This window comes from Lacrimispora sp., from assembly GCF_046972725.1.
Lineage (GTDB): Bacteria > Bacillota > Clostridia > Lachnospirales > Lachnospiraceae > Lacrimispora.
This window is the reverse complement of the sequence record NZ_JBKVXF010000002.1, coordinates 713,068-730,184: the sequence shown is the minus strand read 5'-3', so window position 1 is coordinate 730,184 and position 17,117 is coordinate 713,068. Positions and strand designations below refer to the sequence as shown.

General features: G+C 44.3%; 14 protein-coding genes. All 14 read right to left on the bottom strand.

Translation table 11 applies throughout. From position 1 onward, the window contains the following. Positions 1–10 precede the first annotated feature (10 nt). The 14 genes from gltB to ACLTWA_RS11630 all read right to left on the bottom strand — a co-directional run bounded on the left by gltB (position 11) and on the right by ACLTWA_RS11630 (position 17,044). Entirely contained in the window at positions 11–4,570 is a 4,560-nt protein-coding gene (gltB, locus tag ACLTWA_RS11695; RefSeq protein ID WP_412327907.1) for a glutamate synthase large subunit, read from the bottom strand. Positions 4,571–4,974: 404 nt separating this feature from the next. Beyond that, entirely contained in the window at positions 4,975–5,241 is a 267-nt protein-coding gene (locus ACLTWA_RS11690; protein ID WP_412327905.1) for an HPr family phosphocarrier protein, read from the bottom strand. A gap of 112 nt (positions 5,242–5,353) precedes the next feature. Continuing rightward, the gene (locus ACLTWA_RS11685) at positions 5,354–5,971 is read right to left on the bottom strand and encodes an epoxyqueuosine reductase QueH (RefSeq protein WP_412327903.1); all 618 of its coding nucleotides are present in this window, start codon (positions 5,969–5,971) and stop codon (positions 5,354–5,356) included. A gap of 71 nt (positions 5,972–6,042) precedes the next feature. Continuing rightward, positions 6,043–7,185 carry an RNA polymerase sigma factor RpoD gene (gene rpoD, locus ACLTWA_RS11680; protein ID WP_412327902.1) on the bottom strand — a complete coding sequence of 381 codons (1,143 nt, stop codon included), beginning with the start codon at positions 7,183–7,185 and terminating at the stop codon, positions 6,043–6,045. Positions 7,186–7,293: 108 nt separating this feature from the next. Beyond that, on the bottom strand, positions 7,294–8,193 hold the full coding sequence (locus tag ACLTWA_RS11675; protein ID WP_412327901.1) for a diacylglycerol/lipid kinase family protein: 900 nt from the start codon (positions 8,191–8,193) through the stop codon (positions 7,294–7,296). Between the two features lie 5 nt (positions 8,194–8,198). Further along, the gene (gene mutY, locus ACLTWA_RS11670; RefSeq protein ID WP_412327900.1) at positions 8,199–9,293 is read right to left on the bottom strand and encodes an A/G-specific adenine glycosylase; all 1,095 of its coding nucleotides are present in this window, start codon (positions 9,291–9,293) and stop codon (positions 8,199–8,201) included. 2 nt (positions 9,294–9,295) lie between these two features. Beyond that, complete coding sequence (locus ACLTWA_RS11665) at positions 9,296–10,273, bottom strand: biotin--[acetyl-CoA-carboxylase] ligase (RefSeq protein WP_412328129.1); 978 nt, start codon at positions 10,271–10,273, stop codon at positions 9,296–9,298. Positions 10,274–10,278: 5 nt separating this feature from the next. Next, entirely contained in the window at positions 10,279–10,587 is a 309-nt protein-coding gene (locus tag ACLTWA_RS11660) for a DUF6637 family protein (protein WP_412327899.1), read from the bottom strand. 1 nt (position 10,588) lies between these two features. Beyond that, positions 10,589–11,524 (bottom strand): ornithine carbamoyltransferase, encoded by a 936-nt coding sequence (gene argF / locus ACLTWA_RS11655; RefSeq protein ID WP_412327898.1) that lies wholly within the window; start codon positions 11,522–11,524, stop codon positions 10,589–10,591. An 86-nt stretch (positions 11,525–11,610) separates the two neighbouring features. Next, positions 11,611–12,765, bottom strand: a complete 1,155-nt coding sequence (locus tag ACLTWA_RS11650; protein ID WP_412327896.1) for a patatin-like phospholipase family protein — start codon at positions 12,763–12,765, stop codon at positions 11,611–11,613. Positions 12,766–12,846: 81 nt separating this feature from the next. Beyond that, the gene (locus ACLTWA_RS11645; RefSeq protein WP_412327895.1) at positions 12,847–13,782 is read right to left on the bottom strand and encodes an SPFH domain-containing protein; all 936 of its coding nucleotides are present in this window, start codon (positions 13,780–13,782) and stop codon (positions 12,847–12,849) included. A gap of 1 nt (position 13,783) precedes the next feature. Then, on the bottom strand, positions 13,784–14,224 hold the full coding sequence (locus ACLTWA_RS11640; RefSeq protein WP_412327894.1) for an NfeD family protein: 441 nt from the start codon (positions 14,222–14,224) through the stop codon (positions 13,784–13,786). A 116-nt stretch (positions 14,225–14,340) separates the two neighbouring features. After that, on the bottom strand, positions 14,341–15,120 hold the full coding sequence (locus ACLTWA_RS11635; protein WP_412327892.1) for a TrmH family RNA methyltransferase: 780 nt from the start codon (positions 15,118–15,120) through the stop codon (positions 14,341–14,343). A gap of 13 nt (positions 15,121–15,133) precedes the next feature. Continuing rightward, the gene (locus ACLTWA_RS11630) at positions 15,134–17,044 is read right to left on the bottom strand and encodes an NAD(+) synthase (protein WP_412327891.1); all 1,911 of its coding nucleotides are present in this window, start codon (positions 17,042–17,044) and stop codon (positions 15,134–15,136) included. Between the last annotated feature and the right edge of the window lie 73 nt (positions 17,045–17,117).

Here is a 17,117-nt window from a genome sequence, read left to right as displayed (position 1 = left end):
TCTACTCCTCCTACCCTTTCGTATTGGCATAAAATGCTTCGATCTGTGCCTGTTCACTGCTCAATCCCTTTTCTTCCATCTGAACGATAGTATTCATCATTCGTCTGTAATCATGAGGCATGATCTTTTTAAACTTTGGAAGGTATTCCCCGAAATTATCAAGAATCTTCTTTCCTTTTGCGGAGTTGGTATATGCCACATGTTCCTTGATCATTTCCTTTAATTCCAGAACATCATACTTGTTTGTAACTTCTTCAAAGGAAACCATCTCCTTGTTGAGTCTCTTATAAAGATCTCTCTTTTCATCCAATACATAGGCAATTCCGCCGCTCATTCCTGCAGCAAAATTCTTACCTGTGGAACCAAGAACCACGACACGTCCGCCTGTCATGTATTCGCAGCCATGATCGCCTACCCCTTCCACAACTGCAGTCGCACCGGAATTCCGTACACAGAACCGTTCCCCGGCAATTCCGCAGATAAATGCTTTTCCGCTGGTAGCACCATATAAGGCCACGTTACCGATCACGATGTTGTCTTCCGCTTTAAATTTGACGCCCTGAGGCGGATAGACCACCAGCTTTCCTCCGGAAAGGCCCTTACCAAAATAGTCATTGCTGTCGCCTATGAGCTCCAAAGTAAGGCCTTTTGGAATAAAGGCTCCAAAGCTTTGGCCGCCGCTTCCGGTACAACTGATGGTAAAGGTGTCTTCTGCCAGTCCTGACGGATAAAGTTTTGTAATTTCGGAGCCAAAAATGGTTCCAAGCGCGCGGTCCGTATTGGAAACATCGATCTGGAGTCCTTTTTTCTGTCCGGACTGCAAAGCCTGCTTTAATTTCTTTAAAATAGTCTTTTCATCAATGGTCTTTTCCAGTTCAAAATTATAAACCTGTTTTTGATTATATCCGGCAAGCTTCTGTCCGGCATAAGGATTACCTAAAATTGCAGATAAATCCACCTTGCGGGCACGCTCAGAGGGCAGGTTTTCTTTCTTCTTTAAAAGATCGGTTCTTCCCACCATCTCATCCAATGTACGTATTCCCAGTTTCGCCATGTATTCTCTCAGCTCTCTTGCTATAAAATACATAAAATTAACGACATACTCCGGTTTTCCTCTAAAGCGCTTGCGAAGTTCCGGATTCTGGGTGGCAACACCGACCGGACACGTATCCAGATTGCAGACTCTCATCATCACACAGCCTAATGTTACTAAGGGGGCAGTAGCAAACCCGAACTCTTCTGCGCCCAGCATACAGGCAATCGCAACATCACGTCCCGTCATCAGTTTCCCGTCTGTTTCAAGAATTACCTTGTCACGAAGTCCATTCATAATCAAAGTCTGATGAGCTTCCGCTACGCCCAGTTCCCATGGAAGCCCGGCATTATAGATGGAGTTTCTTGGAGCTGCTCCGGTTCCTCCGTCAAATCCTGAGATAAGGATTACCTGGGCGCCTGCCTTTGCAACACCTGCTGCAATCGTACCTACTCCTGCTTCCGAAACCAGCTTTACGGAAATTCTGGCATCTGTATTGGAATTTTTCAGATCGTAAATCAGCTGGGCCAAGTCCTCGATGGAATAAATATCATGATGAGGAGGCGGTGAAATAAGTCCCACACCGGTTGTTGAATGTCTGGTTTTTGCTACCCACGGATAAACCTTCTTTCCCGGGAGCTGGCCGCCTTCTCCTGGTTTTGCACCCTGAGCCATCTTAATCTGTATTTCTTTTGCACTTACCAGATATCTGGAGGTCACGCCAAAACGTCCGGATGCTACCTGCTTAATGGCAGAACAACGGTTGATCCCGTCTGCACCGGTTGTCAGACGTTCCAGACTTTCCCCGCCTTCTCCGCTGTTTGACTTTCCGTGGATCCGGTTCATAGCGATTGCCAGCGTCTCATGAGCTTCCTGAGAAATAGAACCGTAGGACATAGCGCCGGTCTTAAACCGTTTCACAATGGATTCCTCACTTTCCACTTCTTCAAGAGGAATCTCTTTCGTCTTGGAGTAATCAATGTCCAGAAGGCTTCTTAAATTCACCATCTGGCCTTCCTCGGTAAGCGCATGAGTATACTCTTTGAACGTGTCATAACTTCCGGTCCTGGTAGCCTCCTGCAGAAGATGAATGGTTAGAGGATTATAAAGATGCTCCTCCTGTCCCGCCCTCTCCTTATGGCTTCCCACGCTGTCAAGCGTCAGATCCACATCAAGTCCCAGAGGATCAAAAGCTGCAGAATGCAGAGTATCCACATCGCTTGCAATATCCTCAAGAGCGATTCCGCCTACCCGGCTGACCGTATCCGTAAAATATTTATCAATTACATTTTTTGAAATTCCAACTGCCTCAAAAATCTGCGCTCCCTGATAAGACTGTATGGTGGAAATACCCATCTTAGATGCAATCTTAACAATACCATGAAGAACCGCAGAATTATAATCTTCCACTGCCGCATAATAATCTTTGTCTAACATGCCGCTCTCAATTAAGTAGTGAATGGATTCCTGAGCCAGATAAGGATTGATGGCACATGCTCCATAGCCCAGAAGGGTTGCAAAATGATGCACCTCTCTTGGTTCTCCGCTTTCTAAAATAAGAGCTACGGAAGTTCTCTTCTTTGTCTTTACCAGATGCTGCTGCAATGCAGATACGGCAAGCAATGACGGAATCGGCACATGATTTTCATCAATATCACGGTCAGATAAAATAATGATATTTGCCCCATCCCGGTGTGCCCGGTCCGCTTCCAGAAACAGTCTGTCTATGGCCTTTTCAAGGGAAGTATTCTTATAATAGGTAATCGGAATCACTTCCACTTTAAAGCCCGGCTTTTTCATGTGTTTAATTTTCAAAAGATCCGTACAGGTAAGAATCGGATTATTCACTTTCAGGATTTTGCAGTTTTCTGACTTTTCTTCCAGAATATTGCCTTCCTCCCCTACATAAACCGTCGTAGAGGTAACGATCTCCTCACGGATAGAATCAATGGGAGGATTGGTAACCTGTGCAAAAAGCTGTTTGAAATAGTTAAACAGAGGCTGATGCTTTTTACTCAAAACCGCCAGAGGGCTGTCAGCTCCCATTGCGGAAACTGCTTCTGCTCCATTTAACGCCATAGGGAGGATCATGGTCTTATATTCTTCATACGTATAGCCATAGGTCTTCTGCATTTTGGCACGTTCATCTCTGCTCATGACAGGAACACCCTTATTGGGAATCGAAAGATTCTTAAGTTCAATCAGGTTCGAATCCAGCCACTCTCCATAAGGCTTGCGCTGCGCATAATATTCCTTTAGCTGTTCATCCGTAATAAGACAACCTTTTACCGTATCAATCAAAAGCATCTTGCCCGGACGGAGACGCTCTTTTCTCACCACATGGCTCTGCTCAATATCAATGGCACCGACTTCCGAAGCCAGAATCATGTGATCGTCATCGGTAATATAGTATCTGGAGGGACGCAGACCGTTCCTGTCCAGAACCGCGCCAACCAGGTCGCCGTCACTGAACACAATAGAAGCAGGTCCATCCCATGGCTCCATCATGGTAGCGTAGTAACGGTAAAAATCTTTGATTTCCTGGGGCATGGACTTGTCATGCTCCCAGGGAGCCGGAATCGTTACCATCACCGCCAGAGGAAGATCCATACCGCTCATCATCATAAATTCCAGCGCATTATCAAGCATGGCTGAGTCGGAACCTTCCTGGTTAATAATAGGAAGAACTTTATGCATATCGTTCTGAAAAAAAACAGATTCCATGTTCTCTTCCCTTGCCATCATCTTATCCACATTACCGCGAATGGTATTAATCTCCCCGTTATGTACGATGAGGCGGTTTGGATGGGCTCTCATCCAGCTTGGATTTGTATTGGTACTGAACCGGGAATGGACAACTGCAATGGCAGATTCATAATCCTTATCCTGCAGATCCGGGAAAAACTTCCTCAGTTCCTTCACTAAAAACATTCCCTTATAGACAATGGTTCTGCTGCTTAAAGAAACCACATACGTATTATCATTGCTCTGCTCAAAAATTCTTCTGGAAACATACAGCTTCCGGTCAAATTCCAGTCCTTTGCTGACACCTGCCGGTTTTTTAACAAATCCCTGAACAATATAAGGCATGCAATCCACTGCCTTCTTGCCGATTAATTCCGGATGAATGGGTACATCTCTCCAGCCTAAAAATTCAAGTCCTTCCTTCTGAACAATGATCTCGAACATTTTCTTTGCCTGGTTTCTCGCCAGCTCATCCTGAGGAAAGAAAAACATACCGATTCCGTATTCTCTCTCATCTCCAATCTCTATAGAAAGAGATTTTGCCGCCTTTTTAAAAAACTTGTGAGAGATCTGAAGCATAATGCCTACACCGTCACCGGTTTTTCCTTCCGCATCCTTACCTGCCCTGTGTTCCAGATTCTCAACGATATGAAGTGCCTGTTCAACTGTCTTATGGGTCTTTTCGCCTTTCATATTGGCAACCGCTCCAATACCGCAGTTATCATGCTCAAAGCGGGAATCATAAAGTCCCGGAGTCACTGATTTATTCGGGGAGTATAAACTTGTATCCATAATCTCATCCTTTCCTGACTGCCCGTTTTACTTTCAAATGCTAAAGTGTAACAGTAAATTTTAATTGATAATACTACATTTTTCGCGCTTTGTAAATGCGTTTTATTTTTAAATTTTCAGATAATTCGATAATAATATATTTTACTATATATTTATCTGATATCTATTATTTTTTACCCGGTTTTTTTAAGCCTATAGAAACAATTTCAAAGCCATTTTCCTGATTTGGCATAAATTCCTAATTAAATTAAGTTATCGCTTTGTATCATTAAGCAATTATCTTATTTAATAAGATCAACTGGAAAATAAAGGGAATGATTGAACCTTTTGACTTCACAAAAAAAGCACCAGGAAATAAATTCCCAGTGCTTTTTACAGCGTTCTGATATAATTAACGATACGTATTACATCTCTCCAAGACCGCTTTCAATGGCTTCTGACATAGTTTTCATAGCTGCCTCTTCATCTTCTCCGTCACAAATCAAATTAATCTCTGCACCGCTTTTGATTCCGGCTGCCATAACGTTTAATACGCTCTTGGCAACAATCCTTTTCTCCCCATACTCAATTATGATGTCAGATTTAAATTTCATAGCTGTCTGAGACAGAACTCCTGCTGGTCTTAAGTGAAGCCCCGATGGATTTATTACAGTCAGTGTTTTAGATAACATATCGTACTCTCCTTTATCCTCAATTTTAATATACTCCTTGAAGTTAATTTTATTACAATATCCAGTTTGTGTCAAGACAAACCCAGTATGTCTTTCATTTTTAAGTTCCCCTTTAATCCGCTTCTCTCCGGGAAAATATACAGCCGCAGTAATCCTGACGGTAAAGGCCATATTCCTTTGACAGTTCCACGGAACGCTTGTACCCATTTCGCTTTTTAAAATCAGAGGAAAGATAAGAAACACGGTATTCCTTAGCCAGCTTTTCACCGATTTCATTTAATTTATCCGCATTCTTAAGAGGACTGACGGATAAGGTTGTTGTGAAATAGTCAAAGTGCTCTGCCTGGGCAACCTTTGCCGCCTCCTGTAAGCGCAGCTCATAGCATTTAAAGCACCGTTCTCCACCCTCAGGCTCCTTCTCTAAGCCTTTTGCAATCCGGCAAAACTCCTGGGGCTCATAAGCTCCCTGCTCCACCGTAACCGGATGAATAAAATTCATATCGGAAACAAGACGTTCCTGTTCAACGACCCGCCTTCCGTATTCCTCCGGAGGATAGATGTTTGGATTATAAAAATAAATGGTGATTTTAAAATATTGGGACAAATATTCTAACACATAGCTGCTGCAGGGTGCACAACAGCTGTGTAACAGAAGCCTGGGAACCTTTTGCTGTTCCTCTAATCCAACGATGACCTGATCCAGTTCCTTCTGATAATTTCTCCGGTTCATGATGTCTCCCTTTCGCTGTATGAAAAAAACGCAAAAAAGGCGTAGATAACCACTGCTACGCCTATGGTTGCTTATAAGAAATCCCGGATCCGTTTGCTCCGAACTGGGTTTCTTAACTTTCTAAGTGCTTTTGCCTCGATCTGCCTGATTCGTTCGCGGGTGACATTAAACTCCTTGCCCACCTCTTCCAAAGTCCGGGGATGGCCGTCTTCCAATCCGAATCGGAGCACAATAACCTGACGCTCTCTCTCCTTTAAATCACCGAGAAGGGCATCAATATGCTCTCTTAACATCACAGATTCTACATTTCCTTCCGGAGTCACTACATTGTTGTCTGCAACAAAATCCCCAAGGTTTGAATCGTCTTCCTCACCGATCGGCGTCTCCAACGAAGCTGGTTCTCTGGCGATCTGCATAATCTCCATAACCTTGTCCTCAGTCATTTCAAGTGCCTCTGCAAGCTCTGTTACAGATGGCTCATATCCAAGTTCCAGAGTAAGCTTCCTCTGCATCTTGGACATTTTATTAATTGTCTCAACCATATGCACAGGCACACGGATCGTTCTTGCCTGATCTGCAAGAGCACGGGTCACAGACTGACGTATCCACCAAGTAGCATATGTACTTAATTTATAACCTTTGGTATAATCAAATTTTTCAACACCCTTGATAAGGCCTAAATTACCTTCCTGAACCAGGTCAAGAAAGCTCATTCCACGGCCAGTATAACGCTTGGCAATGCTGACCACGAGACGTAAATTTGCTTCGATTAAACGCTCTTTGGCATCATCGTCGCCATCTGCTTTTCTCTTAGCCAGGCGGAGTTCTTCCTCTGCGTTTAAAAGTGGTACTGTACCGATTTCCTTTAAATACATGCGGACAGGGTCCTCTGTGCCGATGCCTTCCAGCAAATCAATAGCGTCAAGATCAATATCCTCTTCGTCCGCATCCTTGATGAATTCTTCTTCAAGATCATCATCCAACAAGAGGTCCTCTGACATGAGCACATCATCAGTTAAAACGGAATCGTCAATGACCGGGATCACGTCTACGCCGCGATTCTCCAGGTACGTATAAATCTGATCCATCTGCTCTGCAGTCAGTTCTTCCCCTATAAAGAAGTTATTAATCTCCGTTACGTCCAAAGCATTATGCTTTGTTTTTGCAAGATCGACAAGCTTACCCAGCTTCTCTAAAAAATTATCCTTTTCCACTTAATAACGTCCTTTCGCTAAGAAGTATACATAAAGCCCACACAACTTTTCATTATATACTACCACAATCCATATTTCAACATATTTCTTATTAAAAAAGAGGATTTATCACTTTTTTTGCGGATTTCTCAAAATCCGGATTTGTTTCTTTAAATTGGTTATTTGAACTTCCCTTCTTGTTCCGCCAAACTCTCCGTCAAGAACCCAGTCAACGGGTTCTTCCGGGAAGATTTTTATGGACCTGGTCCGAAGCTTGTGGACGTATTCGTTAGGTTCTTCCCTGAGAAACATGTAATTAATGATATTCGTAAAATCAAGAGGCGTTTTCGGAGTCCGTATCAGTAAAACCTCAAATTCTCCGTCATTCAGCGCCACGTTCTGGGCCACCAGGCCTTTAAAGCCTCCGACGCTTATGGTATTGGTGACCATGCCAAAGATAAATTCCCCTTCTAAGACTGCAGAGTCACATTCCACCCGTAGTACATAGGATTTTATTGATGCAAGGCTCTTCATTCCCTCCAGCATATAAGCCTGATGCCCCAGAACATTTTTAAAATCCTGGGGTGTTAAATAGGCTACTTCCGTAAAAGCACCAAATGCTGCGATATAAACAAAGTATCTGTCCCCGCAGAAACAGCCGATATCTACCGGATAAGGTACGCCGGTTACAGCTGTCCTGGCCGCAGTTATCATATTCTTCGATATCTTTAAGCTGGAAGCAAAATCATTGGTTGATCCGGAAGGAATGTATCCCAGATCCGGAATGCGGTCCAGCTTCATAAGACCGCTTATGGTCTCATTTAAGGTGCCGTCTCCTCCGCTGCAGACCACTAAATCCGCACCGGCTCCGTAAGTTTCGGCTGCTTTTACAGCATCACCGGGTCCCTGAGTCACATGCACCAAAAGTTCATAGCCTGCCTTTGCAAAAATATCAAGTATCGTAAGTAACTTATTTTTGATCTGCGCTTTCCCTGAACGCGGATTAAATACAAAAAGCATCTTTTTCATTATAATCACCTGATCAACTTTGTATACGCTTTAAATGCGCCTGGCAGAGAATAAGTTTTTTTGATATCTTCCGGAGTGACCCACAGATAATCTTCTTCCAGCCCATCAGTCAAATCAATACGGTAGCCTGTCATATGCCATTCCACGTGGCTGAATATGTGCCTGGAAACAGGCAGGGCCGTGATTTTTGCATCTTTTGCTCCAAGTACAGAAAGGACGTCCTCCTCCGACAAATGCCCCTCCAAATTGGGGAACTCATACAGAGATGCCAAAAGGCCGCTGTCTTCTCTTTTTCTAATGGCAACTCTTCCTTCCCTCCATAAGAGGAGAACTGTTTTATCTTCTGATTTTCTGGGCTTTTTAGGTGTTTTTACCGGTATGATCCCTGTCAGATTTCTGGCTCTTGCAACACAAATCGAAAAAAGGGGACATTGACTGCACAGAGGATTACCGTTGGGAACACAGACTATTGCACCGATTTCTATCAGGCCCTGATTGTAGGAACTTGCGGCATCCTGGGGCATTACCTCTTTTAGTTTTTTTTCCATTGCAGATTTGACCGACTGTTTTAATATATCCTCCATGCTTCCGGTAACTCTTGAGATTACCCGAAGCACATTGCCGTCAACCGCCGGCACAGGTATTCCAAAAGCAATGGAAGCAATGGCTCCGGCCGTATAGGAGCCGATCCCAGGAAGCTTCTTCAGCTCCTCGTAGGACGCTGGAAGTTCACCTCCATACTCTTCTACAAGAAGCTCTGCTGCTTTCTTTAAATTCTTTGCCCTGCTGTAATAGCCAAGACCTTCCCATAGTTTTAAAAGTTTATCTTCCGAAACGGAGGCAAGACTCCGGATGCCGGGCAATTCCTGCATAAAACGTGCAAAATAAGGTTTCACAGCTTCTACTCTTGTCTGTTGAAGCATGATTTCCGATATCCATATCCGATATGGTTCCGGTTTTTCCCGCCACGGAAGAATTCTGGCGTGCTCCCTGTACCAGGAGAGCAGAGGGCGTTCCATGGCCTTTAACCGTTCCAGGTCCTCAAACTCTTTTTCCAACGGTTCAAGAATTTGTAACTTATCATAAAGCGACTGGTTCATTCTTATACATATCCATATAGCCCCCGGACCGAAACTTCTCCGGAGATCACATGTTTTACCTCTCCTGACTGCATTTCAACAAGAAGCTCTCCCTTCTCGTTGATTCCCAAAGCCTTACCCGTATAGTCCCCTTCACGGTCAAGAATCTTTACTTCTCTTCCTGCATTGACCATACAATCATTATAGACACTTATCAGCCCGGATAAATCACCCTGGCTGATAAATTCTTCATAATACCGTTCAAACGCTTCCATTACAGAAGCAATCAAAGAACTTCTCCTTACCTTATTCCCTGTTTCCAACCACAGAGACGTGGCCATAGAGCCTACCTCTTCCGGGAATTCTTCCGTATTGGCATTGATCCCGATTCCCACTACCACGTAATGGATTCCTTCCAGTTCCGCACTCATTTCTGTCAAAATCCCGCACAATTTTCTGCCGTTCGCCACAATGTCATTGGGCCACTTGATGACAGTAGTAAGCCCTGTCTCATGTTTAATGCCATCCCTGACAGCCAAAGCGGCCACCAGAGTCAGCATGGATGCTGACCCTGGTAGTATATCCGGTCTTAAAATCAGACTCATAAAAATATTTTTGCCGGAAGGGGATATCCAGCCTTTTCCTCTTCTGCCCCTGCCTGCATTCTGACAGTCCGCCACAACAAGAGTCCCGGAAGCCGCCCCTTCCTCAGCCAGGCGCTTCGCTTTAATATTAGTGGAATCAACGATATCGTAATATTCCACCCTGCTGCCAAACGACCCTCTGATGCAGCTTTCAATCTCTGTTTTCGTCATTATATCACAAGAATCGATGAAATGGTACCCTTTATTTCGTACCGCTTCAATTTTATATCCATCTTCTTCCAGATGGCGTATCACTTTCCAGATTGCCGTTCGGGAAACCCCAAAACGCTCGCAAAGTTCCTGACCGGATACGTAGCCCTCATGTTCCTTCAACAGTTTTAATATTTCCGTTTTCAATCCCATCACCCCCACCATATGCTTATCGCACTGATGACGGCAAGGGCAGTCAAAACTGACCCGAACAGGATAACAGCTAATGCGGCGGCTTTCTTCTTCTTCTCCCGTCCGCTAAGCCTTACCTTGTAAATTCCATGGATCAGATTAAGCGCTCCTGCAAGGAAAAAGATTGCAGGAAGAAGGAACATATATTCTTCCGCATTCAAAAATGCAACAACTGCCAGCACTACAATCAGAATTCCTACCACGATATGGACAAAATCCACTATCATGGAAGCGTTTCTTAAATTTCTTCCTCGTTCCTGTATATACATTTTACGCTCCTAAGGTAGCAACCATTACTGCCTTAATGGTATGCATTCTGTTTTCTGCTTCATCGAATACTACGGATGCGCCGGATTCAAAAACCTCCTCTGTTACCTCATACCCTTTGACGGCCGGCAGACAGTGCATAAATATCGTAGTATCCTTGCCTGTTTTATTCATAAGTTCCTCGTTGACCTGAAAAGGCTTTAAAAGAGCAATCCGCTCTGCTGCTTTATCTTCTTCTCCCATGGAACACCACACATCGGTGTAGATTACATCCGCATCCTTTACCGCAGCCGTATCCTCTGTAATGGTAATGGTACTTCCGCTTTCCGCCGCAAATCCCTGGCACAAATCCACAAGTTCTTTTCCCGGCCACAGGGACTTTGGCGCAAGGATGGTAAAATGTACTCCCATTTTACTCATCCCCATCATCAGGCTGTTCGCCATGTTGTTACGGCCGTCACCTGCATATACAAAATGCAGTCCCTTTAAATAGCCAAAGTGCTCTTTCATGGTAAGTAAATCAGCCAGAATCTGGGTCGGATGATCATCATCCGTCAATCCGTTCCACACCGGAACACCTGCGTATTTCCCTAAGTCTTCCACAGTCTTATGTTTAAATCCCCGGAATTCAATTCCATCAAACATTCTGCCAAGAACCCTGGCTGTATCTTTCACACTCTCTTTATGTCCAAGCTGAATGTCATCTTTTCCTAAATATTCAGGATGAGCGCCTTCGTCAACGGCTGCTACCACAAAGGAACATCTGGTGCGGGTGGAGGGTTTCTCAAAGATCAGGGCAATATTCTTTCCTTTTAAGGAGTTTCCTGTAATGCCCTGTTTCTTTTTAGATTTCAAATCCGCAGCAAGATCCAGCAGATATCCGATCTCTTCCGGTGAATAGTCTTTTAAAGTAATAAAATTCCTTCCCTTTAAATTCATAGCGCTTCCTCCATTATATCATGTATTTTTATACACCATTATAGTATATCATGCATAAACATGCAACATCTTTTTCCAAAACATCTTTATAACAGTTTCAGCTGATCCTGCAGTTTTATTTTTCTCCGGATTTCCTTTAACAGCTCCTCCACCGTATAGATTTTGAACCGCTTGACTTTTAACCGTTTTGCCAGATCTTCCAGGATTCCCAGATACATATCCTTATAATCCCAGCCTTCTTTTAATTTAAATTCCTCTGCCAATTTAGGAAATATTCCTTCTGTAAATGACCGGTAACCATTCAAAGCCTCCATACCGTCTTCCGTCAGTACATCTTTTAAATAGTATTTCAACAGCTCCATCTCAGACATCATGCGGTCGAAATAATAAGGCTCTGAATTGGGAGCATCGATATAATAGCCCCGTCCGCAAAGGCCGTATAAAAATCTCTGCGCATCAAAATACCCCAGAACCATATTTTTTCTGGCCAGCTTTTTGTCAAATTCCAGAATCCCTCCCAGGTCCTGTCTGGGGGCAATATGAAATACGTTCACTCCCTCCGGGATCTTGACCACCCGTTCCTTGTCAAACCCCCAGCCATAGATACGAATAACAATAATATCCTTATATCCACGCCCTAAAAGCACATCAACCGGGACATTGTTAAAGCCTCCGCCATCCATATAGCGTTTTCCGCCCAGCTTCTGGTTTTTAAATGCCATAAAATAAGCGCTAGCTAAAAGCATATCCTTGATGGAACCTGGTTCCACTGCCCGGATGTCAACTGCCAGTTCTTTCCGGTCGGTTACGGAATAGGTGACTGCATATAATTCCCTTTCTGAATTGCGAATCCTTTCTTCATCTCCTACTACTTCCGAAATAAGATCTTTTAAAGGAGTAACATCAAATCCCCCCTCTTTTACAATCTGCAGACCGCTGTTTATCAGATCAGGCAGAGTAAGGGATTTGAAACCTTTGTTCTTCAGTGTTTTTACGGTTTCATCGCTGACCTTCATGACTTTTGAATAATCGATATTTTTCCAGATCTCCTCTGCCCGTTCCAGATCATCCATACAGATGAGTGCGCCGTTTAATGAACCAACAGACACTCCTGCCACACCTTTTATCTTAAGGCCGGCTTCCCTGAGTGCTTTCCATACACCGATCTGGTAAGCGCCCTTTGCACCTCCGCCTTCCAGTACAAGTCCATACTCCTTCTCTAAATCCAGTTTCAGTTCCATAAGACCTCCTAAAAACGTTCCAGTGACCGAAAAACGCAGCAAGAGACTCTGGCCTCCTGCTGCGATATCTTTAAACTCCGACTATTGGGGATCTTTTGGAATCTCTGTAATGGAGGAAACTAATCCTGCCAATCCCTGAATCTCAGATGGGATGATGATTTTCGTCGCCTTACCGTCAGCAGCTGCCGCAAATGCCTCAAGGCTTTTTAATACCAGAACAGACTGGTCAGCTCCAGCTTCTTTAATCATACGGATACCATCTGCTTTCGCCTGCTGAATCTTAAGAATTGCCTCTGCCTCACCTTCGGCCTCACGGATTCTTTTTTCCTTCTCAGCCTCAGCCCGAAGGATCGCTGCCTGCTTCTCGGCCTCAGCATCCAGAATAGCGGACTCTTTATGGCCCTCTGCCACAAGAACGGTAGACTTTTTCTCACCTTCCGCTCTTAATATGGACTCACGCCGTTCACGCTCTGCCTTCATCTGTTTCTCCATGGCATCCTGAATAGCTGCCGGAGGCATAATATTCTTAAGTTCCACACGGTTTACTTTAATTCCCCATGGATCCGTTGCAATATCAAGGGTTTCTCTCATCTTCGCATTGATGGTCTCTCTGGAGGTCAGGGTCTGATCCAGCTCCAGATCACCGATGATGTTACGAAGAGTAGTGGCTGTTAAGTTCTCAATGGCCATAATGGGATTTTCCACACCGTATGCATAAAGCTTCGGGTCTGTAATCTGGAAAAAGATTACCGTATCAATCCTCATGGTAACATTATCCTTTGTGATTACCGGCTGAGGCGGGAAATCTGCCACCTGTTCCTTTAAATTCACACGTTTTGCCACACGGTCAATGATCGGCATCTTAATATGAATACCTACGGACCATGTTTCCAAAAAGGCTCCCAAACGTTCAACCACCAGTGCCTGAGCCTGTGGCACGATCCTGACACATGACGCCAAAAGTGCCAGAATAATAATCAATATTATAATGACTGCTGTAAATCCAATTGTTCCCATACTATTGTTCCTCCTCTGCCTTGCTTACAATCAATTTCACACCTCGTATATCTTTTACTTCCACCATAGTGCCTGACGGATATATGGTTTCATCTGATAATGCCCTTGCAGTCCATTCCTGTCCGTTAAGCAGAACAGCACCCTTTGCCTCCATATTATTAATTTCGACTGTAACTTTTACACGCTTACCGATCAGACTGTCTAAATTTGTCTTCACAGTATTCTTGTTTACATATCGAAGCGCAAATGGTCTGGTAAAAAATAAAAGAACAAAGGACACGATTACAAAAAACGTCAGCTGTACCTGTACATTGACTCCAAACAAAGCAAGCAAAAATGCAACCAGTGCACCTCCCGCAAACCAGATGGTGGTAAGAGCCATGGTAACCGCTTCAATTCCCAGAAGCACCACGAAGGCAATCAACCAATAGATCGCTTCCATCTTATCATTCCCCTTCCCTGCCGATTACGGCAAATCTGTCTGTAATACTATCATACTATATGTTTGAATATTTCTCAATATTTCTGACTATGAAAAGCCTTACATTTTTCTGACGATTATTGTCTGCGCTGCCTTGCTGTCTCAAACATCAGTACAGAAGCAGCTACTGCCGCATTTAATGACTCAACTTTGCCCATCATTGGAATCTTTACAAAAGCATCTGCCAGAGCAGCAGTCTTATCGGTCAGGCCATTTCCTTCATTTCCGATTAAAAAGCCTGTATCAACAGTATAATCCTCTTTTTCATAATTATTCCTGCCATCAAGATGGGCCGCATATATTCTGACACCATCTGCTTTTAACGACTTTAAAGCGGCAGACAGATCATTTGTATACACAAAAGGAACACGGCAGATAGAACCCATGGTAGAGCGGATCACCTTCGGATTATAAATATCTGCAGTCGTATCATCCATAAGAACCCCTGTAATCCCTGCCCCTTCCCCTGCACGGAGAATGGTTCCAAGATTTCCTGGATCCTGAATATTTTCCAGGATCATGAGAAATGCCGGTTTCTTTTGGCTTCGGAGATCTTCCGTTTTGTAGGCATATTGCCTCACCAGTGCTAAGATTCCCTGCGGTGTCCGGGTATCGGACATGGTGCCAAACACATCATCCGCCACCGTCTCACAGGCCAGACCGGACACAAGCCTTCTGTGGGATTCCTCCTTTAAAAAACTTTCTGAAACAAAAACACTTTCGATCCTGTCCTTTGGTATTTCTTTAAACATGCGCAGGCCTTCTGCTATAAAAAGACCGCTTTGTTTTCTGGCTTTGGACTTCTTTGCCAGGTTCATCACCTGCTTTACCTTTGCATTGGCACTGCTGGTTATCATAATGTACCTCTTTCTATAAATTATCCAGTTCTTCCAGCCACAACCGGCTCACCGCGTCACTTGGCATCCGTAAGTCTCCTCTCGGCGATACGGCAACAGACCCAACTTTTGGTCCGTCAGGCATGCAGGACCGCTTAAACTGCTGGCTGAAAAATCTGCGGTAAAATACCTTTAACCATTTTAAAATAATTTCTTTTTTATAATCATCCTTAAATGCATAGACTGCCATCCGGTATATCTTTTCCGGATGGTATCCAAATCTCAAAATCTGATAAAGGAAAAAATCATGAAGCTCATAAGGGCCTACCAGATCCTCTGTCTTCTGGGATATCTTGCCATCCTTTGGCGGCAGAAGCTCAGGGCTTACGGGAGTATCCAATACATCCATAAGCACCTTTTTCAGTGCTTGTTCCCCGCAGGTGTCCGCATAATACCGGACCAGATGGCGTACCAGGGTTTTGGGAACAGAAGCATTGACTCCATACATTGACATATGATCTCCGTTATAAGTGGCCCATCCAAGAGCCAGCTCTGACATATCTCCGGTTCCGATTACCAATCCGTTCAGGCGGTTTGCAAGATCCATAAGAATCTGAGTCCGTTCCCTTGCCTGGGAATTTTCATAGGTCACATCATGGACATCGGGATCCTGTCCGATATCCCTGAAATGAAGATTCACGGCTTCCTTTATGTTTACCTCGATCAGCTCGGCATTCAATTTATTGGTCAGCAGGCAGGCATTCTGGTAGGTTCTGTCTGTGGTTCCAAAACAGGGCATGGTCACTGCATGGATTTGATTTCTTGGAATCTCAAGCATATCAAAGGCTCTTGCGGTTACAAGAAGAGCCAAAGTGGAATCCAGGCCTCCGGAGATACCGATCACCGCATGTCTGCAGCCCGTATGGGAAAGCCTCTTTTTCAGACCCATAGCCTGAATGGACAGAATCTCTTCACATCTTCTGCTTCTCTCTGCTTCATTATCAGGCACAAAAGGCCTTGGATCTATATAGCGTTTGAGCTCTAGTTCTTCCTTTTTTATATGGAAATGAACCACCGTATAATCATTCATGTCTGCAGCCGGAAAGGTACTCATCCGGCGCCGCTCATGATTGAGGCGTTCTAAATCCATATCTCCGTACACCGTTTCATTGCCAAAGCGCTTGGATTCTGCAAGGAGGGTTCCGTTTTCACAAATAAGGTTCTGCCCTCCAAATACCAGATCCTGGGTCGATTCTCCTTCTCCTGCATTGGCGTAGATATAACCGCATACAAGGCTGGCGGAATGTCCTGTGATCAGGCTTCTGCGGTATAGATCCTTGCCTGTTGTCTCATCACTGGCGGAGCAGTTTACAATTACGGTTGCACCGGCCAGAGTATGACGTATGGATGGAGGATTGGGTACCCATGCATCCTCACAGACTTCTGCAGCTATTACAAGATGAGGAATCTCCTCACAGGCAAACAAAAGGTTGGTGCCCATGGGAATCTCCACGCCATCCCATTTTACGGTCACCGGCCGTTCATTCCCCGGCTGGAAATAACGCAGTTCATAAAACTCCGAATAATTCGGCAGATTGGTCTTCGGTACAATACCAAGGATCCTGCCGTCCTGAACAGCTACCGCACTATTATACAGTTTCCCCTTATTTTCCCATGGCATGCCAATAAAAGCGAGCAGATCATGACCTTCGGTAGCATTTAGAATTTTCTTAAGTTCTTCCTTTGCCTTAAAAAGCAGCGCATCCTGTCCAAAAAGATCCCCGCAGGTATAGGATGTGAGACACAGCTCCGGAAACACCATTATTTTCACATGATTTTTAATTCCTTCTTCAATCAGTTCACAGATTCTCTCCCGGTTGAATTCCGGATCTGCCACTTTCACATCAGGGGTCGCCGCCGCAACCCGGATATATCCATGTTTCATCCTAATTTATCTCCTATCTGTTGATCAATACCGTTCGGTATCCAATTTGCTTTTAACGGGTATACGGAGTCCT